The following is a 21,778-nucleotide window of genomic DNA, read 5'->3' as shown; positions in this document are numbered from 1 at the left end:
ATGTTAAATGGAGGGCTTGTCAGCCTACAAGCAATCTTGGATCAATTGAAGCCTTCGGAGCGAAAAGTCGCTGATTATATCCTGGCTCACCCGGAAGATGTCGTGAAGCTTTCTGTCCAAAAATTGGCGGAATTGAGTGGGGTTTCTGAGGCGACGATTATCCGTTTGGCTCGCTCTCTAAATATGAAGGGATATCAGGAGCTAAAGCTGCGCGTCGCAGGAGATTTGACGAAACAGACGGCGATGGGCAGTTATCAGGAGATTATGATGGAGGGTTCAGTTGAATCGATTATGCAAGCGGTCAGCTGGAACAACATTCAATCCATCCAAGATACGCTCTCCGTCTTGTCCAACGAAGAAGTAAAGAAAGCAGTCGACGTGCTGTCAGTAGCGAGGAAGATCGATGTCTACGGCGTCGGTGCATCGGCAGTCATCGCTGACGATATCCGGCAAAAATTTTCGCGGATTAACTTGTGGTGTGAGGCTTATTCGGATTTTCACGCACAATTGACGTCGGCAGTCACTTTAACGGAAAAAGACGTGGTTATCGGCATATCTTATTCAGGACAGACCGAAGACATTATTCAATCGTTGACGGAGGCCAAGCAGCAGGGAGCGACCATCATTACCCTGACCAAATTCGGACCCTCGCCAGTAGCCGAACTAGCCAACATCCGGCTGTTCACCAGCTCGGTAGAAAAAAGCATTCGCAGCGGAGCCATGGCTTCACGCATTGCCCAATTGAACGTCATCGATATTTTGTTTATTACCATGATCAGCAGGATGCAAGAGCAAGTCATTCCCCTGTTGGAAAAATCAAGGCTTGCTGTCAGTCGGACGAAACGCTCATCGACGTAGGAGAAGGGAGGGAAGACATGGACGATCTGGAGCTGCTATTGCAAGGATGGGTGGACAACGGTTTGCTGCCGGGAGCTGCCTTGCGAATCGTACGTGATCATCGTATCTGGTATGCGTGTGATGTCGGAACGACGAGTATCACCAAAGACCAGCGGATGACGCCGGATACCATGTTTGACCTGGCGTCGCTCACCAAAGTGACAGCGACGCTGCCTGCTATCCTCTTGCTCGTGCAGGAGGGAGTGGTAGCGCTAGATGATCAGATTGGCCAATTTTTTCCCGATTGTCCCGCTGATAAAAAGCGGATCACACTCGCGCAACTGCTTGCGCATACCTCAGGAATGCCAGCAGATTTGGCAGAGAGAAGACGCGATAGCGCGATCGATTTGCCAGAGTTGTTGTATGCGCAAGAATTGATTCACGAGCCAGGGACCCAAGTAGTTTACAGTGATTTGGGCATGATCTGGTTGGGCCTCGTTATCGAGCAAGTAACCGGAGAGCGCTTGGACCAGTTTGTTACCCGACGCATCTTCACCCCATTGGGCATGGTACATACCGTCTACTGTCCAAATCAACAAATTTATCGGAATATTGCGTCTACTGAGTATTGCAGACTCACCAACGCCTACATTACAGGCGAGGTTCATGATGAGAAAGCATTTGCGATGGGAGGGGTTGCCGGACATGCTGGACTATTTTCAACGGCTGACGATCTGTGCCGATACGCGATGAGCTGGTTGTACCAAGATCCTCGAATATTTGCGAGCGAATGGTACGAACTGGCGATTCGCAATCATACGGAGCAAGCAGGGGGGAGTAGGGGCTATGGCTGGGAGCTCAATCAAGCACACACCACCTTGAGCTGTGGAAGCGGCTTGCATCGTAAGAGCTTCGGGCATACGGGCTTTACTGGAACCAGTATGTGGATCGACCCGGAGCAACAGTTTGCTGTCATCTTTCTCACTAACGCCGTTCATCTAGGCCGCAATCATCAGCTTCGGCAATTACGTCCGATTTTGCACGATGCTGTTACGGCCCAGCTTTTTCAGACCTAAGAGAAGAAAAAGGGGAGGGTTTCGCATGAAGCAATTTCGTTTGCGCTATGTAGCTTCAATGGTGTTGGCTGCAGTTATGGTGGTGACAGGATGTAGCAGTGGAGGAACCGAAACAGATTCTGGCGGCGGGCAGAGTGGAGGACAGCAGGTAACACTCTCGATGCATAGCTGGCGTGTAGAAGACACGGAGGGCTACAAAGCCATCATCAAAGCTTTTGAGGCAGACAATCCGAATATCAAGATCGACTTCAAACCATTCAAAGCAACGGAGTACAATACCATCCTGAACACGGCGCTTCAAAGCGACAGTGGTCCAGATATTTTGCAACTGCGTCCTTACGCTCCAGGGATTACCCTAGCTGAAGCTGGACATCTGGAGCCTCTCGACAATGTACCAGGAATATCTACCATACCAAAAGACGTCCTCGCAGCGGCCACAGGTAAAGATGGGAAAGTCTACGGTGTCCCACTATCCCTGAACTCCACCCAATTTTATTACAACAAGAAAATCTTCGAGCAAAATGGCCTTCGGGCACCGAAAACCTGGGATGAGCTGATCGCGACAGCCAAAACATTGAAAGAGAAAGGAATCGTCCCGATCTCTTTCGGAGCAAAGGAAGGCTGGCTCCTCTCTCTCAGTCATGGTGTGATTGCTCCAGCTAGCTACAACGGAACGGACTATCTCGACAAGCTGCTGAAAGGAGAAAGTGACCTGAAAAGCGCCGAGTTCCTCCAATCCGTGCAGCGTATGCAAGCACTTATCCCTTATTTCCCGGAAAATTATGTGGGTCTCGAATTGAATGATATGCGGACGTTGTTCGCCACGGAAAAAGCAGCGATGTTCATCAATGGCAGCTTTGAACTGGAAGGAATCAAGAAGCTCAACCCCGATTTGCCACTTGATTTCTTCCCGATGCCAACCGATGACGGAAAACAAGTCCTGACAACCTGGGTCGATGGTTCCTATGCCGTCAATGCCAAGTCCAAACATAAAGCAGAGGCATTAAAATTCATGGAATTCATGGCGACGAAAAAGTTCGGGGAGCTATTCGCAAATCAGTTCAAACGAATCAGCGCGGTGCCAGGTGTATCGACTGACGATCCGTTGGTAAACAAGATGGCAGAGCTGTCCCAAACAAGCGCCACACCTTATTTAATGGTCGTCAACTTCGCGGAAGGAAAACCGACCACGAAGCAAACATTGGAAAACGCCCTTCAAGGCATGTATTTAGGCAAGCTCACCCCTGAACAGGTCGTAGAAGAAGTACAAAAGTCGGCGGCTACCTGGTTTCCTCCCTTTAAAAAGTAGAAAGTAGCAGGCGGAAAGTGGGAGTGGACCTGAGTTGGGTTCACTCCCGGCTTCTGAATAGGCCGCAATGATTTTCGTAAAAAAGGGGTGGGGTATCATCGAGACGGTAAATAGGAAAAGCATTCGAACAAAGGGGCAAGGGCGTTGGCTGATTCACTTGTTTCCGTTGCCTGCACTTGTTATTTATACGTTGTTTGTCGTGTACCCGATCTTTTCGGCATTCTTATACAGCTTGTACGACTGGAATGGCATCAAGCGCGGGGTTTTTGTCGGACTGCAAAATTTCATTACGCTGTTTACAGTAGAGCCTTTCAACGAAATGTTCTGGAATGCTTTTCGGCATAACGTCTTCTACTTTGTGGTCGAAATGATTGTGCAAAATGGGATAGCTTTCGGACTGGCTTTTCTCATCTATCGCAAAATACGAGGTTCCGGGTTCCTCAAGATCGCTTATTTCATGCCAAGGCTGTTGTCTGTTATTGTAATTGGATTTTTATGGAAGTTGATCTTAAATCCGAATTACGGTGCACTCAATGCATTTTTGGGAAAAATTGGTCTAGAAGAGTGGGCCAGACCATGGCTCGGTGACCCGGATACAGCGCTTCTCGCAATTATTTTGATTAACTGCTGGTTTGGCATAGGCTTTGCCATGCTGATCTTTTTGGCGGGACTTCAGTCGATCCCGGAGGATTTGATCGAGGCGGCAAGGTTGGATGGGGCAACAGGCTGGCGGATGCTGTGGAAAATGATTTTGCCGCTGTGCATGCCAGCGATCACGATTATGACGATATTTACGTTCATTCAGGCGTTTGAAGCGTTCGAGCTCGTCTACGCCATGCAAGGCTCGATGGGTGAGCCGTTTTATTCGACGGATACGCTAGCTGTTTACTTTTATCGTATGGCGTTTAGCAGCGGAGCTGGGGATGTCACACTTGGACTCGGTTCGGCGTTGGCTGTCGTGTTGTTTTTTATCGTGGGATCTGTGTCGGCGCTGTCACTCTATTTGATGAGGAAACGAGAAGTCCAACACTAGTTGCGTATTCCTGAGTGGAAAGGAGGATGCGATGTGAAGATGACTGTAGGTGGGAGAGCTGTATCTTATGTGCTGGCGTATTTATTTGCGTTAATCGCGCTATATCCGATCGTACTGATGATTTCTTCTTCCTTGAAAACAAATATGGAGATATTTGCGAGTCCGCTCTCGCTTCCGAAGACGTTTAGCCTGGATACGTATAAAAAGCTGTGGGAAGCCGTGCCTTTTGCTGATTTTTTATGGAACAGTGTATTCGTCAGTGCCATGTCTGTCATGTTGATTACGGTTTTTTCAGCGATGGCGGCTTTTTACTTGTCGCGATTTTCTTTTAAATGGACAGGGGGGCTATACTTCTTTTTCATTATTGGCCTGATGATTCCGATCAAGCTGGGGATCGTTCCTTTGTTTTTGCTGATGAAAAATCTCGGGCTCTTGAATTCATTGTGGTCGCTGATTCTGATTTATACGGCGAGTGGTATCCCGATCTCTGTTTTTATTTTGACGGGCTTCTTTCGGACGTTGCCGATTGAGCTGGAGGAAGCGGCGCGGATTGATGGATGCAGCCATTTTCAGGTGTTTTGGCGCGTGCTCTTGCCGCTGATTCGTCCGGCCTTGGCTACGGTAATCATTATTAATTTCATCCATGCGTGGAACGACTTTTTCTTCCCGTTGATTTTCATTCAAGAGGAAGCGCTCAAGACGATTCCGGTAGGCATGATGGTGCTGTTTGGAGAATATGAAACGGATTGGAGCCTGCTGTTTGCTGGGCTCACATTGTCTGCCTTACCGATGATCATCGTGTTTTTGATGGCATCGCGGCAGTTTATGGAGGGGTTGACGGCAGGTGCAGTCAAGTAATGCGGAAAAGTGGTTTATCGGGATCGATGGAGGCGGAAGCAAAACCAGGGCAGCGATCTGCAATAAGGCGGGACAGGTACGGGCAATTGTGGTGGGGGAATCATCAAACCCGCTCTCCAGGAGCTGGGGGGATGTGGAAGCTACTCTGCGCCAACTCATTGAAGCTGTGAGAATAAAGGCAGGTGCCAGAGAAGAGGAAGTAGCCGGGCTGTTTATCGGGCTTGGCGGTGCAGATCGTCCGCAGATTAAGGAAAGAATTCAACATGCCTTTGCCGATGAGTGGGGAGAACGGCTGCTGATTGATAACGATGTAATCGCAGCTCTTTATGCGGGAACATGGGGGCAGCCAGGCGTCGTTCTCCTTGCCGGTACAGGTTCGATTGCCTGTGCCTTTTCAAAAGACGGAGCGCGGCACCGCGTAGGCGGATGGGGGTATTTGGTAGGAGATGAGGGCAGCGGGTTTGATTTGGGCAAAAAAGCGGCAATCGCTGTATTGCGCGAATACGATGGGCGCGGTGAATCGACAGTACTGACGCGTATGTTTATGGGCCACTATGGCGTAGAACGTCCTGATGAGCTGATCAACCTGATCTACGGGGGAAGCAATCCGCGAATGGAGCTGGCAAAAACGAGTCAGCTCGTGGAACAAGCCGCAACACTAGGCGATGCGGTGGCAAATGCTTTGATCATGCAAGCAGTGGAGGATTTGCTAGAGTTGGCCGATGCTTGCTTACAAAAGGTCCAGGAGCCTGTACCGGTCGTTTTGGCGGGGGGATTGTTAACTGCCGGTACAAACCTTCGGGAACAACTGGTTGCGAGAGCTTCGTTTCAAACAGTGATTCCCACGGTTTCACCTGTCGTCGGTGCACTGGTCGCGGCAGTTACGAGGCTGGGCTTGGCTGTTGACGATAAAATGGCAGAGCAACTGCGTGTGAGCGCAGCGGTACTGGAAAAATTGCACATTTAAATTTTCCGGGGGATGGAAACAACAGAACGAATAGGGTAAAATTGGGTGAGAATAGGATTTGAGAACGTTGCAGGCTATTTCCGTAATTTGGAGTAGCCGTTTTCTCGTCCCAGGAGGGAGGGGCACGATGAAAAATTTATTGGACAGTGGATGGAGAAGTGGTCATCTCTATCGTTCCTTCTTTGATCAAATGATTCAGGCCACTTTTCTGCTCGATCAATTTGGTAGAGTTTTTAAAGGCAATCCTGCCTGCCAAGTGTTGAATGGCTACTCCGTAGAAGAATGGGAAGGGTCCTCATTTTGGAAGCTGGCTGTTTCGGAAGAACAGGAAATGGTACGCCTTCAAACGCAATTTGCGATGAATGGCGATCCGAGACCTTTTTACACCGCTTTTCGTCATAAAGATGGGACAAATATTCCTGTGCATATTACATATGGAACTTTTTGGGAGGAAGGCACGTCTATTGGGTATTATGCGATGGTGCAGAGGCTGCCGGCCGCGTTTGGGGACGGATATGGTTCCAAAAGGTGCAGAGTATTGGATATTTCCGGTGAAGGTGCGTTCATCTACCATGCTGGGGAGCTTCAATACGTCAACCAGGCAGGGATGCAACTAGTTGGGGCTTCCGGCTTGGACGAACTGTTATGGTATCCTTTTCAGTCGTTTTTCCATCCCCGTGATGTACCGAAGATCAAGGGACTCCTCCGCATTTTGGAGCAGGGGGAAACGGCCGCGCCGATTGAGGTTGAGCTGATCCGCTTGGATGGCAGTCGAACGGAGGTAGAAGTATGTGGAACATCCGTGCCGATGCAGGACAAGCCCTCTATGTACATACTGATCCGAGATATCACGGAACGCAAACGGGCGCAAGAATTTTTGCAAAACTCGGAAAAACTCGCGCTAGTCGGGCAATTGGCGGCAGGGATCGCACATGAAATACGCAATCCGCTTACCTCGTTAAAAGGCTTTGTGCAATTAATGCAAAAGGATGGCATGAGAAAGCCAGAGTATTTTTCGATCATGAGCTCGGAATTGGCGCGGATCGAGATGATTGTCTCAGAGCTGTTGGTCTTGGCGAAGCCGCATACTGCGGTGTTTGAAGCCCGCGATCTGACCAACCTGATCACGCATGTGGTGACGCTTTTGGAGACGGAGGCGATTTTGAAAAAGGTCATGATTCAGGTCGTTTTCGAATCGGAAGTCCCCTTGATCCACTGTGATGAGAATCAGTTGAAGCAAGCCTTCATTAACTTTTTGAAAAATGGGATCGAAGCGACCGCAGGGAATGGAGAAATTGTGATTCGACTGCGATGTGAAGATGACCGAGTCGTCATTCGGTTTGAAGACAATGGAGTGGGTATCCCGGCCCATCAGCTGGCGAGATTGGGAGAGGCTTTTTTCACGACCAAGGAAACGGGGACGGGCCTGGGATTAATGGTGAGCCGCAAAATTATCGAGAACCATCGGGGGACTCTGCGGTTGATAAGCACTCCAGGTAACGGAACGGCAGTCGAGGTATGCTTGCCGATCAGCAGCTAGGAGGACGACTGGATGAACAAAAATACGGTACTGACAGCAGGCTTCGCCCAAATCCCCAAGGGAACTACCTTGTACGAGGTTTCTACCATGGTAGGCTGTGTACTCATCATTGATGTAGACGCCGAAGTGATTTGCGATGCCAGCTTTACCTTTGTCATGGACAAGACGAGCGAGTTTTTAGTGAGCTTGCTTGTAGGCAAGACGGTTGCAGATGGAATGCAGGAGATCACAAAGGCGATCCAAGAACGTTTTTTAGCACCTGGTCAGGGAGCTGTCTTGCAAGCCATCCGTGCAGCTATTGAGCGATATCATGAAAAAAAAGCGTAAAGCTACCCAATAGCCGGAGGGTTGAATATGCATGAGAAGCACGACGTTAGAGAAGCGTATGCAAGACAGTTGTTGGAGCGTTATAGCCAATGGCTCAGCAACATAGAAGAAGTCGAGCTTGGCGAGGTTGAAGCTTTATCGCGTGAGGTAGACAGTATGCTGTCGGAACAGGACAGTGTCTTGCATGCGGAGCTGCTGAAGCAGATTGTGGAGCTGCGAAATAAGGTAACCGAAATGATGTGGATCTCCGAGCACATGAAGATTTTACACGACCTTAGCCACATTTTTGCGAAAACGTTTGAGGAAAGCAAAATTTTGTGGAAAGCATTCGAGCTGGTCTCGCGTGTGATGCGAGCAGATGCTTTCTTTATTGCCTTTTATGATGAAGGCGACAGTGAGATCAAAATCCCGATCAGCATCGATGATGGGGTCAATTACGGTCCGCTCACGATTCCCTACGGGCAAGCGATGGTGTCCAAAGTGATTGATACACGGGAAACAATCCATATCAAAACGATGAAAAACGAGCCAAGCGAGCCAGAAATGATCCGTTGGGGAAGTCCGGAAGTTGATACGAATACATGCATTTTCGTTCCACTCATGCTGGGGAATCAGATCAAGGGCGTTGTTTCTGCCCAGTCTTATCGCGAATTCGCCTATAAAAAAGAGCACGAGGAACTACTGAAAATCATTGGTTTTCAGGTAGCAAGTGCTATCGAAACGGCGCGTTTGTATGAGCGAATGTACCAAATGTCGTTTCAGGATGAGCTGACAGGGATTGCGAACTATCGTGCTTTCCATCGTGATTTGGAAAAGTTGCTGAGTGAAGAGGATGCGTCTGTCTCTTTGATTATGCTGGATTCAGACAGCTTAAAAGCGGTAAACGACCATTATGGTCATCATGCAGGGGACGCACTGATTAAGCAAATTGCCGAAGCGATGAAAGAAGTGGCGGCACCAGATGATACTGCCTATCGTTATGCAGGAGACGAGTTCATGCTGCTCTGCCCAGGATCGTCCCTGGAGATAGCGGAGGAAAAAGCACATGCCATTCGGGAGTATTTGCGCCTGCGTCCCTTAACACAGGACGATTGCTGCATCTTGATTGCGGTCAGTGTCGGCATTGCGCGCTACCCTCAAGACGCAAACACGGCAGATGGCTTGAAGCGGGCAGCAGATGAGGCACTGTACCGCTCCAAGCGCAAAGGAAAAAACTGTACGACCGTGTATGCAGCCGGCTAAGCTTTCTGCCGACGCATGGCAAATAGAAACGTCAAAATTGGCGAGATCCACAGGTAGATGACGTAAGGCAAGTATTCCAGTGTGGATACATGCAAGGTAGCGGTAAAGAATGCACCACTTACCCCCCATGGAATGAGTGGGTTGACGAGTGTCCCGCAGTCTTCTAGAGTACGAGACAGTCGTCTGCCCGCCATTCCGCGAGCTGCGAATGCTTCACGGAACATCTGTCCAGGGAGTAGGATGGACAAATATTGTTCTCCTGTCAGCAGATTCACGAGAATAGAAGAAGATCCGGCAAGTCCGACCATCTCAGCGTCTCGTTTGATTCGATTGATGAATCCGGAAAAGAGTGAATGAAACACACCGCTGTATTGCAGGATGCCCCCTAAAGACAAGGCAATCAAAATCAAGGCGAGGGACCAGGTCATTGACAACAGTCCACCGCGGTCCACAATTGATGCAACGGCTTCATTGGCGATATTGCTGACGAAGCCTTTTTGCATGACAGTCATCCATTCGACGGGAGAGGTAACGCCTTCCGAAAGAGCAGCTGTGACAATCCCGCTCAAAATCCCGAATACCAATGTAGGCAAAATCGGTTTTCGCAGCGCTGAACATAACAGGACGACGAATGCTGGCAGCAACGATAAAAGGCCAAGTGAGAAGTTTTGTTCCAAAGCAAGCTGGATTTCTTGAATGGCGTCTAGGTTAACACTGGCACTTTGTCCTTGAAATCCGAAGAAAATAGCGGTAATGACAAGGGCAGGAATCGCAGTGCGTGACATGAACTTGACGTGCTCCGATAAGGAAACGCCTGCAATGGCTGCTGCAAAGTTGGTCGTGTCAGAGAGCGGCGACATTTTATCCCCGAAGCATGCTCCACAAATAATGGCTCCGGCTGTAATCAATGGATCAAGTCCGAGTGCAGTCGAGACCCCCATCATCGCGACTCCTACCGTACTAATCGTGGTAAAAGAGCTTCCTGTAACGGAAGAAACGATTACTGTCAGAAACAGGGCGGAGAGTGTGAAGTACTCCGGTGAGATGATCGAAATGCCGAGGTGCAGAATCATCGGAACAGTTCCACTCATCATCCATACCCCGATCAAAATTCCGATTAAGGAAAGAATCAGCATGGGGGCGATCGCGGTTTGAATTCCTTTGATCAAGCCCTCCTCCATTTGCTTCCACGGAACGCCGAACAGGAAGAGAAGAGTGGCAGCTCCAATGGTTGCGAGGAAGAGCGGCATATGCGGCTCAACTTTGCCCCAGAAAAGGGCGGGAAACAAGATTCCGAATACGGTGACAAGCACCCAAATACTTTGCGAAAAAGATAATGGCTTGTTCATAATGGCAACTCCTTGTAAATCAGGCTGAAGCAGTGAGAAGGTACATTTTTACTTTCGTACTTTTGTGCTTTCTTGCTTTTTTGCTTTTGTGCGTTCAAGTGTTAGTGGTACTTTATCCTGAATTACTTGTTTCGTCAACGAAATCGGGTGAATTCGGAATCATAAAATAATTCAGGGTAGTGGGGTTTTAGGATCGACCAGGTAACTTTGAATAGCAGGAAGTTATACGGCGAACTCAGAATATACTATTCTTTGCACCATCCATACTCTGTAAAAATATCCCATTTCATACCAAATGTAATTCTTCTGACTCATGTAGAGGATATGGATAGAAAAGTTGTGCAAGGAGTGATCAGCGGTGTTTAGGAACAAAGCGCTTACTACCAAGCCGCAAAGCAATCTAGCTAACGGTAAACTTCCCTCAAACAAGGATACCGACTTAAATGAACGTACTCAATTAATCGGTGGCGCTGCACTAACACCGAAAAAGGCACTACAATTGCAAAAGACTTTAGGAAATCGAACTGTCATACAGCTTATGAAAAGTTTGTCTGGCGGAAAAGAAGAAGATAAAGATGAAGACCCGGCTGAATTACCTACGATGAAATCTGAATCATCTATGGAGGATGACGACATTTATTTTTCAGGGGATGAAGTCGAAGAAAGAGATGAAGAAACAACTTTAACAGAGAGAGAAATGATGGAAATCATTCTGAAAGTAGGCAATAAGAATAAGCAAATACTGGACAAAAGTCCGCGTCCAGTTCCAAATGAAGAGGGAGTTTATCATATAGATGATCCATATAAACGTAAAGTATTTGCCAACTGGAGAACCCAAAATTATATAGAGTCAAATAAATTTCAAATTGGACATCAATATTTAAGCATACAAAATGGGAGGGGCAACTTCATAGCCGCTGGGGGAAACCAGCTCCATTCGCAAAAGACAAAGCGGGACGAAAATATGAAGGAGCCGCCAGCTGATTATGATAATTTGATTGAGGGCATGAAGCAAGAAGGAGCTAAAGATCCAGTTGCAATCATGATCTACAAATTAGCGACAGGAGGAAAAATAACAGGACATGAAAGAGAAGCAGCTGGAGAAATAATAGAGAAAGAGATAAAGGAAGATACGAAACAAGAAGAAGATCGGGTATTTAAAAATGATAGATTATCAGATGCCGAGCTCTCTGTTATTTTGCTTTATTGCTTGAATCATGAGGTTCCCTATATGAAATGGCGTCGAACATACATGACTGAGTCCCTGCAAAAATTTGTGAGTATTACCGGTATCTCAGAGCTTGCTCGAAGTTTTGATGCCGAAAAAGTGGATGAGCATACCAAAAAAACTTCGAAGAGTCCTTACTCAGCGGAAACGTTAATAAAAATGAGCTTGAAGACACTGATACAGAATACAAGCAAACTTTCGGAGAAAGAGCCTCCAGAAAAAGGACCGACGCAGATTACTACACTGAAAGAGTTGTTTTACAATGGGGAAAATAGTATCTTTCTTGGCGCCAAGACAGGTAGAGGAGCTCAGGTTTTGAAGCATCCGCTCGATTCCAATTACGATAAAGAATTGAAACGACAGATGTCGATATTCCCTAAAAATAAGAAGATGTTTAAAGAACTGCTAAACTCAGTAACTAGAGGAAGAAAAACGATCTCCATAGAGGAGATAGAGCAAATTCGTAAGTCGTCTGAAGCTTTGATCGAAGCCGAGTGGACACGTTACTTAGTGGAAGTTGATACTTTGATTAAGGATATCAATGCTGCCCTCGATGATCACAAAGAAATATCAGACGATAACATCTACGATATGGAAAAGATTATTACCGTTTATGAGGGGTACCTGAGTAAAGTTGATAAAAAAATCAAGAGATTAAATATTGAGGTAGATAGATTTCAAAAGGCAGAGACGAAGGATGAAAAAGTAAATAATAAAATAGCTGATGCAACAACTAAAATAGGCCAGTTGAATGCTGTTCATCTAAAACTAAAAAATGTGATTGGGGAAAAGAAAAAAAGAAAATACGTTATGTACCGTAAAAAAACCAGAAGTGGTAGCGCAACTGTGAACAGTGATAGCACACCCAAGAACAGTGATAGCACAACAGAAGAGATCAAAAAAAAGCAAAAGACAAATTAATAATTAGATTGCCTAAACGGCACTGATCAGTCAAGTCCGCTCCTCCTAAGAGGGGCGGACTTTTTTGATGTGCTTCTTTATAATAAGAACTTATTTAAAATGATTATAAAAAGATATTGACTTTCAAATTATATCAAGTACAATGATAATTGTTCCTAGTTGATAATAATTATAATTTGATAATAAAGAAAGGGGGAGCCGTTCATGTATGATGTCATCATCATCGGCGGAGGACCAGCTGGTGCTTCCGCTGCCATTTATACAGCTCGTGGAAATCTAAAGACGCTCGTCATCGATAAGGCACCCGGAACAGGGGCACTTGCTCTGACACATAAAATCGCCAACTACCCAGGGGTGGAAGGCGAGATGACTGGAAAAGAACTGTTGGATAAAATGCGCAGACAAGCGGAGGGATTCGGTGCAGAATTCATCCAGACTACGATTTCTGCGGTAGATGTAGAGGATGAGGAAAAAAGCATCTTCACGGCGCAGGGTACTTTTGAAGCGAAGGCCGTGATCGTAGCGACTGGTTCCAAAGGACGTAATCGTATGCTTCCAGGAGAAGAGCAATTGCTCGGGCGAGGCGTAAGCACTTGCGCGACATGCGACGGAGCTTTTTATGAAGGCAAGCATGTTGCGGTCATCGGTGATACGGAGGAAGCATTGGAAGAAGCGCATGCACTGACCAAATTTACGGAAAAAATCACTTTCTTGGTGCCGCGTGCTGATCTTCAAGGGGTAGAAGAATTACCTGAGCTACCGAACACGGAAATACATTTCCGTACACGCCCGTTGGAAATTGTGGGAGAGAAGTCGGTCGAAGGGTTGCGCATTCGCACAGCAGAAGGAACAGAAGAAATGCTGTCCGTAGATGGAGTATTCGTCTTCCTGTCTGGCAGCAAGCCGGGTACCGATTTCTTGGATGGACAAGTTCCCCTCGATGAGGAAGGATTTATGATGCTAGATGAGTTCATGCAGTCTTCTGTTCCAGGCGTGTTTGGAGCGGGTGAAGTGCGCAAAACACCTGTGAAGCAAGCAGTAGTCGCTGCGGCAGACGGTGCTATTGCAGCTATGGCTGTAGACAAATACATCAACAAGCGTTCCAAAGTTGTCCCTCAATATAAATAGAAGAAAAGGAGAGAAACAATCATGGCACAAGCAATCGTATACTCCAGCACGAATTGCAACTTCTGCAAACAATTGAAGACGTATTTGACAGAACAAAACATTTCTTTCGAAGAGCGAAACATCGATGAAAAAGAAGAGTACGGCCAGGAGCTGAGCCGTTTAGGAATGATGTCTGTTCCCTTGACACTCATTGGCGAGAAGCAAATTTTGGGCTTCAACCCGACACGTATCAAAAAAGCACTGACAGCATTGGAAGAGGCTGCGAAGTAATTTTCATCAGAAACCATATAAAAGGAGAGATTTATCATGACAACACAGCAAACGATTCAACTTCAAGTAGGAAAACCGGCACCTGACTTTCACATGCTCACGACCAAAAACCTCGAGACACTGGAAGAACGTGTGTCGCTGGCTGATTACAAAGGAAAATGGCTGATTTTGTTCTTCTGGCCGTTTGACTTCACATTCGTTTGCCCGACAGAGGTAACTTCGTTTAGTGACAACATGGAAGAGTTCGAAGATTTGGATTGCGAAGTGCTGGGCGTATCCACGGATAGCGTACATACGCACCGGGCATGGATCAAAACACCGCGAGATGAAAACGGCATCGGTGAAGTAAACTTCCCGCTTGCGAGCGATTTCAAAAAAGAGACGGCACGAGCTTATGGTGTCTTGGATGAAGAGACTGGTGCCGCTCACCGTGGCTTGTTCATCATTGATCCAGACGGCATTCTGCGCTACCAAGTGGTAACTGACATGAACGTAGGCCGCAGCGTTGCAGAGACGACTCGTATTTTGCAAGCCCTGCAAGCTGGCGGTCTGTGCCCGGCGAACTGGAAGCCAGGACAGAAGACGTTGTAATCACAAAGGAGCCATTGCTTCTATAATAAAGAAGAGGGACAATCCCACCCGTCAATGCAGACGGAGGGATTGTCCTTTTTTTATGAAAGGAACATGTCGAGATGGAGTTAATGTTGACGATTCCATTCCTCTAAAAGCAGTTCGTTGTTGATACTCATTCCAGCCGCAGAGCCTAGAGCAGCGGCAGTAATCACCTGGTACTGTGTAGTTGCTGCATCGCCTGCACTGTAGACACCCGGTACGCTCGTTTTCCCAAAGCTGTCGACGATGACCGTTCCTGCTTCCGTTACCTGGCAACCAAATGCTTTCGGCAAGTCTGATCCAGCCACGAGCTTGGGAGCAAAAAAGATCCCCGTGCACGCAATGCTATTGCCATCTGTAAGCTCAACACGCTGCACCATCCCATCGACAGAGTCAATGCATTCAATCGGGGAGTCAAAGACAGGAACGCGATGCTGCAACAGCTCCAACCTTTGTTCTTCTGTGAATTCATCTGGTCCATTGGTGCAAATGGTGTATTGATTAGTCCAACCAGACAGCATTTTTGCCAAATGAAATGCCTTTTCTCCGTTGGCGATCAAGACGAGTGGCTGGTCGCGTAATTCCCATCCATCGCAATATGGGCAGACAAAAGCACTTCTTCCATACACTTCTGCTAATCCGTTAACAGGCAAAGGGAGATCCTTCATTCCCACTGCGAACAGCAGCTTTTTGCTTTGATAAGTCGTTCCCTGTGCAGTCGTAAGGAGAAAGCTACCATCGTGTCCTGTGATCGTTACAGCTGTATCCTCCACGAAATGGACAGAGGGGTAGGCGCTGATTTGCTCCCTTGCAATGTGGCGAAAATCGCTCGGAGTGATGCCGTCTCTCGTAAGAAAGCCATGCGACTCCCGTGTAACGCGATTGCGTGGACGGCCTTCATCGATAACGACCACACTTTTTCTTGCCCTGCCAAGTACGAGAGCGGCACTCATACCTGCTGGTCCGCCGCCAATAATCCCTACATCAATAAGTTTATTCATGTTTGAATACCACCTTTATAGATTCTTTATATCTATAATAAACAAACCTTTTTAAGAGTCAAGCTGAGAAACACTTTATATTCTTTTTGTAAATAATCCCTTATGTCGACAAAATCTACTGACTTCCAAATAGTAGCAACCTACCATTTTCACTAGCGAAAAGGAAAAAAAAGGAACGAGTAAATGTACCCAGTCGCCAAAAAATGTGGGCCAGAAGACAGGGCGGGTTGCAGGACTTCCCTACAAAAAACGTAGGACGATGGAGCCGATTCTGTCCCAACATTACAATTTCATGACAAATCTGAAAAAGACACAATAGTGAATTTTGTCTATGGGAACGATTTGCTCTCTATGTTTACAATGACTGTGACGTGGCAACATATCGGAGGTTGACGAGGAATGGAGCCAACAAAAAAGAGAAGATGGCGCTGGATGAGCCTGACTATGCTGTTCGTGGTGGGGGTAAGTGCTTTCTGGTGGTTTTGGGCAGCAGATCGTGTCGAAAGTATGGAGACGAATACAGGTGCTCAATTAAAATTTCGCGCGAATGGCGAGCTGTTCGAGGTCTATCAGAATCAGAAATGGCAGCCCTTTTTCGCGAAAGGCGTCAATCTGGGGGCATCGTTACCGGGTCATTATCCGGGTGAGCTTCCCATCACAAGAGAGGATTACATGCGCTGGTTCGCGATGATCGACGAGATGGGAGCGAACGTCATTCGTGTGTATACGATCCATTCTCCTGTCTTTTATGAAGCATTGGTCGATTACAATCGGCAAAAAGAAGGGGACCCTCTCTATTTGATGCAGGGCATTTGGAGTCCAGAAGAGCTGTTGATTGAAAAGAAGGATGCCTATCTACCAGAGATTCGCGAGGAGTTTCGACAGGAAATCAAGGATGCAGTCGGCGCTGTCTACGGAGACATCACTCTGCCGGAAAAACCGGGAAAGGCAAGTGGTACATACCATGCGAATGCAGGCAAATACTTGATCGGCTGGCACACAGGGACCGAGTGGGACCCCGCGATGGTGCAAAACACCAATCGCCTGCATCAAAAAGTTACTCCCTATCAAGGGAAGTACTTCCACGCGAAACCGAATGCAACTGCTTTTGAGACATGGCTTGCTGAAATGGTGGATACCGTCGCAATGGAAGAGAGCAAATACGGTTGGCAGCATCCGATGACCTTCACCAATTGGGTGACAACAGACCCCTTATCGCATCCGGGAGAGCCGATCCATCATGAAGATATGGTCAGTGTCGATCCTACCCATATAGAGCCAACGCAGTGGGAGGCAGGCTACTTCGCTTCCTATCACGTGTACCCGTATTATCCGGATTTCTTCCGCTACGACACTACCCTGCAACAGCTGAAGAACGATGCAGGGCAAATCGATACGTACAAAGCGTATTTGCGACAACTGAAGCAGTATCACAAAAACATGCCGATCATGGTGACGGAATTCGGGGTCCCAGCATCAGTGGGAGTCGCCCATCTGGGCAATTTGGGGCGCAATCAAGGTGGTCATTCAGAAAAGCAGCAGGGAGAGGTCGATGTCGAGCTTTTGCAAGAAATTCATCAGGAAGGGTATGCGGGAGCAATCGTATTCGTCTGGCAGGACGAGTGGTTCAAAAAAACGTGGAACACGATGCGGTTTGAGCTGCCCGAAGATCGGCGCTCTCTGTGGATCAACGTGTTGACCAACGAATCTCTGTTTGGAGTTCTCGGCATGTACCCGAACAAAGAAGGCGTGCTGACCATCGATGGGGATCGCACAGATTGGGATCAGCTCGTGCCAGAAGAGAAGCAACGCCTCGATGTGCAAGTCCCAGGCGTCGACGAAATCTGGATGACACATGATGAAGGGTACGTCTATTTCCTTGCTCAATTGAAGGAAGAGTTTGACCCTGCAAAACAACAGCTCTATGTGGGCGTTGATACGATTCCTGGCGGGAACAAGCGAGCTGCTCAGCTTCCCGGCCTGACGCTGGATGAGGGGCTAGAGACGTTGATCGCGTTGGGAAAAGCAGACGAGAGCCAGATTCAAATCGCTGCCAATTACGACTTTCACGCACGCTTATACGGAAAACGCTACGGCATGCTTGCGGTCAAGGAAGAGGAGAAAAAAGACAATTCCGGGATTTTCAAGCCGTGGAAGCTGGCCGTTAGCCTGGAGATGGAGCCGCCAGACAGCAAGAAGTACTATCCGATGGAGGAAGTCGATGTCGGCAAGCTGATCCGGGGAACGACAAATCCCCAAGACCCGCAGTACGACTCACGAACCGCGTGGCAAGCGAAGGGCAAAGTGGTAGAGCTGAGAGTACCGTGGATGCTGCTTGGATTTACAGACCCGAGCTCCTTGTCCGTTATGAGCTATGAAGATGATGGCAAAAGCTTTACGACGAAAAAGACAAAAGGCATTCGCATCCTGCCGCTCCTGGTGGATACAGCGACCAAACAAATCGTCGGGCAAAACGATTATGCAGTGACGAAGCTCCCGATGTATACATGGCAAGGCTGGGAGCAGGTCGGCTATCACGAACGCAAAAAACAGAGCTATTCCATACTAAAAAAAGCATTCCATGAGATTGAGGCTCCGGTGATGCTGGAGACTCAGCCTTGATTGGATAGGAGAGTGGCAAACGTGCAAACACCATTGGCGACGGCAATTGTTTTTCTGTACGCGCTATGTGGATTGACAGTACTAGGCTTGATTGTCTTGTTCGCACTGAAGCTACGCAACATTTCGGTGGAGAAACAGACCATGCGTTGTCTGGAAAAATATCGCGACTATTTCGTTTACCTGCAAGCACACGGAGAAGAAGAGGAGCGCTTGCAAGTGCCTTATGGCGTAGTAACGCAAAAAGAAAAGCAAATCATTCAGAAAAAGCTGTTTGAGCTGATGGAGCGGGTCACAGGCATACATCGGGACAAGCTGATCTGGCTCTGCGAGGATATGGGACTCGTAGAGCTGGACATGCAAAGACTAAATGGCAGGTGGAAATGGACGAGAGTGGATGCCGCTTACAATTTGGGGATCATGCGCTCCAAGCTCGCCGTGCCTGCCCTCTTAACCTTCCTGCAAAAAAACACGAATGACACCAGTGTTTTTATCATTGCGCGCTCCGTCGCCAAATGTGCACGCAACACAGAAGATTTGCGGGAAATGGTGACCCATGTCGTCGGAGCGAAGAAAAATGTCCACCAGCTTATCGTGGACATCATCAGTGATTCGCAGGTGGATACGGCACCGCTTTTTGCACAGTTTTTACAAGAATCCGATGCTGAACTGGTCCAAATCGGACTGATTGGATACACCGTTCATGTCCAGCCCAGCATTGAGCCTGCCCTATACCAGCTCATTCAATCACCTGACAAGGAAGTCCGAATTAAGGCAGTCAAGCTCATGTGTCGGGATATCCGCTATATGAATGAGCAGACAGTCACTGACTTTATGAATCACAAAGATTGGGAAATTCGCGCAATGGCAGCGAAGGCAATTGGCTCACTGAAATTGCTTTCGTACATTCCCTTGCTGAAAAAGGCGGTGGGCGATGCGAACTGGTGGGTTCGTCATCACAGTGCACGCAGTCTGGCACAGCTAGAGGTCGAAGGCTTTGCGGCCCTTTGTGAAATTTTGCAGGAAGAGAGAAACGGTCATAAGAGCGAGATGGCTCATCAAGTGATCCAGGAGGAGCTGGAAAAAGAGAAGCTGGTTTTACAGGGTGCGACAGCGACAGAGAAGCTCGTGCAATACAACGAAAAGCTGCATTTGTACCGCAAGTCGTATCGCAAAACGATCTCCACGGTTCATGCATTGGAAAGATAGAGCGAAAGGAGGCTGTCATGAGAGATTTTCTACTTTACTACGGAGTATTTGCGGTCTATTACGTCATCGCGATCAACTCTTTGTACTTCATCATCATGCTGTTCTCGTTCAAGAGCATCATGGGAATCTTAAAAAGCTCCATCTATTCGAGATTCCAGACACTTTCAGGCTCTGAGCACGTTCCGCCGATTTCGATTCTCGTGCCGGCTTACAATGAGGAACTGACGATTATTGAAAATGTAAGGTCGCTCTTATCCTTGAACTATCCACGCTACGAGGTACTCGTAGTCAACGATGGATCAAAGGATGCTACCTTGCAAGTAATGATTAACGAGTTTTCAATGGTTTACTCCGAGCACATGCCGGTACAGCCGCTTCTTCATACGTCGAAGATCAGGGGAATCTACCACAATCCGGCTTTTCCGAATCTGTATTTGATCGACAAAGAGAACGGAGGAAAAGCTGACTCGCTCAATGCGGGGATCAATCTCTCCCACTATCCGTTGATCGCTTCCATTGATGCAGATTCCTTGCTGGAAAAAGACGCGCTGATTCGCATTGCGAAGGTGTATATGGAAAACCCGGATGAAACAGTTGCCATCGGCGGAGATATCCGCATTGCCAACGGCTGCAAGATCGAAGACGGTGTCGTGAAGGACATTCGTTTGCCAGACAAGTTTTTGCCGATGATGCAATCCGTCGAATACCTCAAGGCGTTTCTCGGTGGACGGATCGGCTGGAGCGCGATCAACGGATTGATTATCGTCTCAGGCGCGTTCGGTGTTTTTCGCAAGGATTACATCATCAAGGTAGGCGGTTATCGCGAGGGGTATCCGGGTGAAGACATGAACATTATCATCAAGCTGCACAAGTACATGCTGGAAAACAAGCTGCCGTACCGAGTGGCATTTTGCCCCGATGCGGTCTGCTGGACACAAGCGCCGGATACGCTCAAAATCTTGGGTAGTCAACGGCGCAGATGGGGACGCGGCAATCTGAAAAACATGATTGAGTACGGCAGATACATGGCGTTTCGCCCCAAGTACAAGCTCTTCGGGATGCTCACGCTACCGTTTAATATCTTGTTTGAAACCTTGAATCCGTACTTTCGCATCACGGGTCTATTGGCCCTCATCGGTTATACCATGCTGGATATGACCAGCGGCTACGTCCTCTTAATCTACGGCTTGCTCAATGTGCTGTATGGCATGCTGCTTGGCATTGGCTCCTTATTGCTGGAGGAAATCGCGTTTCGACGGTATCCGCGTTTTCGAGACATCGTCAAAATGCTTTTCTATACGATTCTGATGTTCTTCGGCTATCGGCAAATCGGCGTCATCTGGAGATTCCTCGGTCATATTGAATATTTGCGCAACAACAACTCGTGGGGAACGATGACGCGGACGAGCTGGCAGACGAAGGGCAGCGAAAACATTTCAAGTTTGGAGGCTAGATCATGAGTAATCTCGTACCTGTTTTTTACGAGCATCTGAGCAAGATGGAAGAAAAAGAATTGGCGTGTGGGGTTATTCTGGCGGCTTGCAAAACCCTCACCAAAGAGTCAATGGAGCTGATCAAGCAAGACCTGGGCACTCGTTCAGGAGACGGCTCCGAGATTGCTTTGCACTACGCGTATGACAAAAACAAGCAGCTCTTCGGAATACTGCTTGAGGGACAGAAGCTCTCGAACACCCATTTCTATGCTTTGCGTGTAAAAGACTATTTGCAAGAGCACAAACTGCTTGCGGGCAGCCTCTTGATTGCGAGTTTTCCCGAAAGCTCGCGCTCGTCCGGTCAAATGCTGATGCGGATGATCCAAGAGATGAAAGAGCCAGGCGCTCATGGGGAGATCAAGATTTATGAGCAGAATCCCGCGCAAAAAGAGGAGCCGGCAAGTATTTTACTGGTTAACCATGATGAGACTGTCAACGAGTTTTTGAGCATCTACTTTCAGCGCAAAGGGTATCTCGTTACGGTAGCCAATGACGGGATGGACGGCATGGAAAAATATCAGGAGGTCGCCCCTGATCTTGTGATTACCGACCTGAATCTCCCTATCCTCAATGGATACCAGCTCATGGAAAAAATCAAGCATATCAGCGCTTCCATGAGCAAGATTATGGTGCTCACAGACAAACGTCTGGAAGAAGATGTGCAGAAATCATTTGCGATGGGAGCATCTGACTACATTACCAAGCCATTCTCCCCGGTAGAACTGGAAGCCAGGGTGAAAAGGCTGATATAAATTCTAG

19 protein-coding genes are annotated in these 21,778 nt (G+C 47.8%); 17 read left to right on the top strand and 2 right to left on the bottom strand.

Annotated features, from left to right (window positions below):
* From HP398_RS16300 to HP398_RS16260, 9 genes are all read left to right on the top strand, one after another.
* Complete coding sequence (locus HP398_RS16300; RefSeq protein WP_483296514.1) at nucleotides 1–858, top strand: MurR/RpiR family transcriptional regulator; 858 nt, start codon at nucleotides 1–3, stop codon at nucleotides 856–858.
* 17 nt (nucleotides 859–875) lie between these two features.
* Entirely contained in the window at nucleotides 876–1,913 is a 1,038-nt protein-coding gene (locus tag HP398_RS16295; RefSeq protein ID WP_173623126.1) for a serine hydrolase domain-containing protein, read from the top strand.
* 25 nt (nucleotides 1,914–1,938) lie between these two features.
* Nucleotides 1,939–3,222 carry an ABC transporter substrate-binding protein gene (locus HP398_RS16290; protein ID WP_173623125.1) on the top strand — a complete coding sequence of 428 codons (1,284 nt, stop codon included), beginning with the start codon at nucleotides 1,939–1,941 and terminating at the stop codon, nucleotides 3,220–3,222.
* A 67-nt stretch (nucleotides 3,223–3,289) separates the two neighbouring features.
* Nucleotides 3,290–4,255, top strand: a complete 966-nt coding sequence (locus tag HP398_RS16285) for a carbohydrate ABC transporter permease (protein ID WP_173623124.1) — start codon at nucleotides 3,290–3,292, stop codon at nucleotides 4,253–4,255.
* 33 nt (nucleotides 4,256–4,288) lie between these two features.
* Nucleotides 4,289–5,113 (top strand): carbohydrate ABC transporter permease, encoded by an 825-nt coding sequence (locus HP398_RS16280; protein WP_173623123.1) that lies wholly within the window; start codon nucleotides 4,289–4,291, stop codon nucleotides 5,111–5,113.
* Entirely contained in the window at nucleotides 5,100–6,080 is a 981-nt protein-coding gene (locus HP398_RS16275) for an N-acetylglucosamine kinase (RefSeq protein WP_017250713.1), read from the top strand. Before HP398_RS16280 ends, HP398_RS16275 begins: the two co-directional genes overlap by 14 nt.
* Before the next feature lie 127 nt (nucleotides 6,081–6,207).
* Entirely contained in the window at nucleotides 6,208–7,620 is a 1,413-nt protein-coding gene (locus tag HP398_RS16270; RefSeq protein ID WP_069846121.1) for a PAS domain-containing sensor histidine kinase, read from the top strand.
* Nucleotides 7,621–7,632: 12 nt separating this feature from the next.
* The gene (locus HP398_RS16265; RefSeq protein WP_007725309.1) at nucleotides 7,633–7,947 is read left to right on the top strand and encodes a DUF3870 domain-containing protein; all 315 of its coding nucleotides are present in this window, start codon (nucleotides 7,633–7,635) and stop codon (nucleotides 7,945–7,947) included.
* A gap of 27 nt (nucleotides 7,948–7,974) precedes the next feature.
* Nucleotides 7,975–9,189 (top strand): sensor domain-containing diguanylate cyclase, encoded by a 1,215-nt coding sequence (locus HP398_RS16260; protein ID WP_173623122.1) that lies wholly within the window; start codon nucleotides 7,975–7,977, stop codon nucleotides 9,187–9,189.
* Here HP398_RS16260 and nhaC read toward each other — a convergent pair.
* On the bottom strand, nucleotides 9,186–10,538 hold the full coding sequence (gene nhaC, locus HP398_RS16255) for a Na+/H+ antiporter NhaC (RefSeq protein WP_017250716.1): 1,353 nt from the start codon (nucleotides 10,536–10,538) through the stop codon (nucleotides 9,186–9,188). The genes HP398_RS16260 and nhaC overlap by 4 nt on opposite strands.
* A 358-nt stretch (nucleotides 10,539–10,896) precedes the next feature.
* Between nhaC and HP398_RS16250 the strand changes: the two genes are divergently transcribed.
* From HP398_RS16250 to HP398_RS16235, 4 genes are all read left to right on the top strand, one after another.
* Nucleotides 10,897–12,687, top strand: a complete 1,791-nt coding sequence (locus HP398_RS16250; RefSeq protein ID WP_173623121.1) for a hypothetical protein — start codon at nucleotides 10,897–10,899, stop codon at nucleotides 12,685–12,687.
* A 204-nt stretch (nucleotides 12,688–12,891) separates the two neighbouring features.
* Nucleotides 12,892–13,815, top strand: a complete 924-nt coding sequence (locus HP398_RS16245; protein WP_173623120.1) for an NAD(P)/FAD-dependent oxidoreductase — start codon at nucleotides 12,892–12,894, stop codon at nucleotides 13,813–13,815.
* 21 nt (nucleotides 13,816–13,836) lie between these two features.
* Nucleotides 13,837–14,085 (top strand): glutaredoxin family protein, encoded by a 249-nt coding sequence (locus tag HP398_RS16240; RefSeq protein ID WP_017250719.1) that lies wholly within the window; start codon nucleotides 13,837–13,839, stop codon nucleotides 14,083–14,085.
* Nucleotides 14,086–14,121: 36 nt separating this feature from the next.
* Nucleotides 14,122–14,676, top strand: coding sequence for a peroxiredoxin (locus HP398_RS16235; RefSeq protein WP_017250720.1), 555 nt, complete (start codon nucleotides 14,122–14,124; stop codon nucleotides 14,674–14,676).
* 107 nt (nucleotides 14,677–14,783) lie between these two features.
* On the opposite strand, the gene HP398_RS16230 is transcribed toward HP398_RS16235, so the two are convergent.
* Nucleotides 14,784–15,698, bottom strand: a complete 915-nt coding sequence (locus HP398_RS16230; protein ID WP_173623119.1) for an NAD(P)/FAD-dependent oxidoreductase — start codon at nucleotides 15,696–15,698, stop codon at nucleotides 14,784–14,786.
* A 399-nt stretch (nucleotides 15,699–16,097) separates the two neighbouring features.
* On the opposite strand from HP398_RS16230, the gene HP398_RS16225 reads away from it, so the two are divergent.
* From HP398_RS16225 to HP398_RS16210, 4 genes are read left to right on the top strand one after another with little or no spacing between them, the layout of a single operon-like run.
* The gene (locus HP398_RS16225) at nucleotides 16,098–18,320 is read left to right on the top strand and encodes a hypothetical protein (RefSeq protein ID WP_173623118.1); all 2,223 of its coding nucleotides are present in this window, start codon (nucleotides 16,098–16,100) and stop codon (nucleotides 18,318–18,320) included.
* 21 nt (nucleotides 18,321–18,341) lie between these two features.
* Nucleotides 18,342–19,526: a HEAT repeat domain-containing protein gene (locus HP398_RS16220; RefSeq protein ID WP_173623117.1), complete on the top strand. Its 1,185-nt coding sequence runs from the start codon at nucleotides 18,342–18,344 to the stop codon at nucleotides 19,524–19,526.
* Between the two features lie 17 nt (nucleotides 19,527–19,543).
* Nucleotides 19,544–20,986 carry a glycosyltransferase family 2 protein gene (locus tag HP398_RS16215; protein ID WP_173623116.1) on the top strand — a complete coding sequence of 481 codons (1,443 nt, stop codon included), beginning with the start codon at nucleotides 19,544–19,546 and terminating at the stop codon, nucleotides 20,984–20,986.
* A complete protein-coding gene (locus HP398_RS16210) occupies nucleotides 20,983–21,771 on the top strand; it encodes a response regulator transcription factor (RefSeq protein WP_173623115.1) in 789 nt (262 codons plus the stop codon). The genes HP398_RS16215 and HP398_RS16210 overlap by 4 nt, the downstream gene beginning before the upstream one ends.
* The last annotated feature ends 7 nt before the right edge of the window (nucleotides 21,772–21,778 follow it).

Source organism: Brevibacillus sp. HB1.4B, assembly GCF_013284285.1.
Classification (GTDB): domain Bacteria; phylum Bacillota; class Bacilli; order Brevibacillales; family Brevibacillaceae; genus Brevibacillus; species Brevibacillus porteri.
Note: the sequence above shows the minus strand (reverse complement) of the source record. Positions and strands in the feature narration are given on the sequence as shown.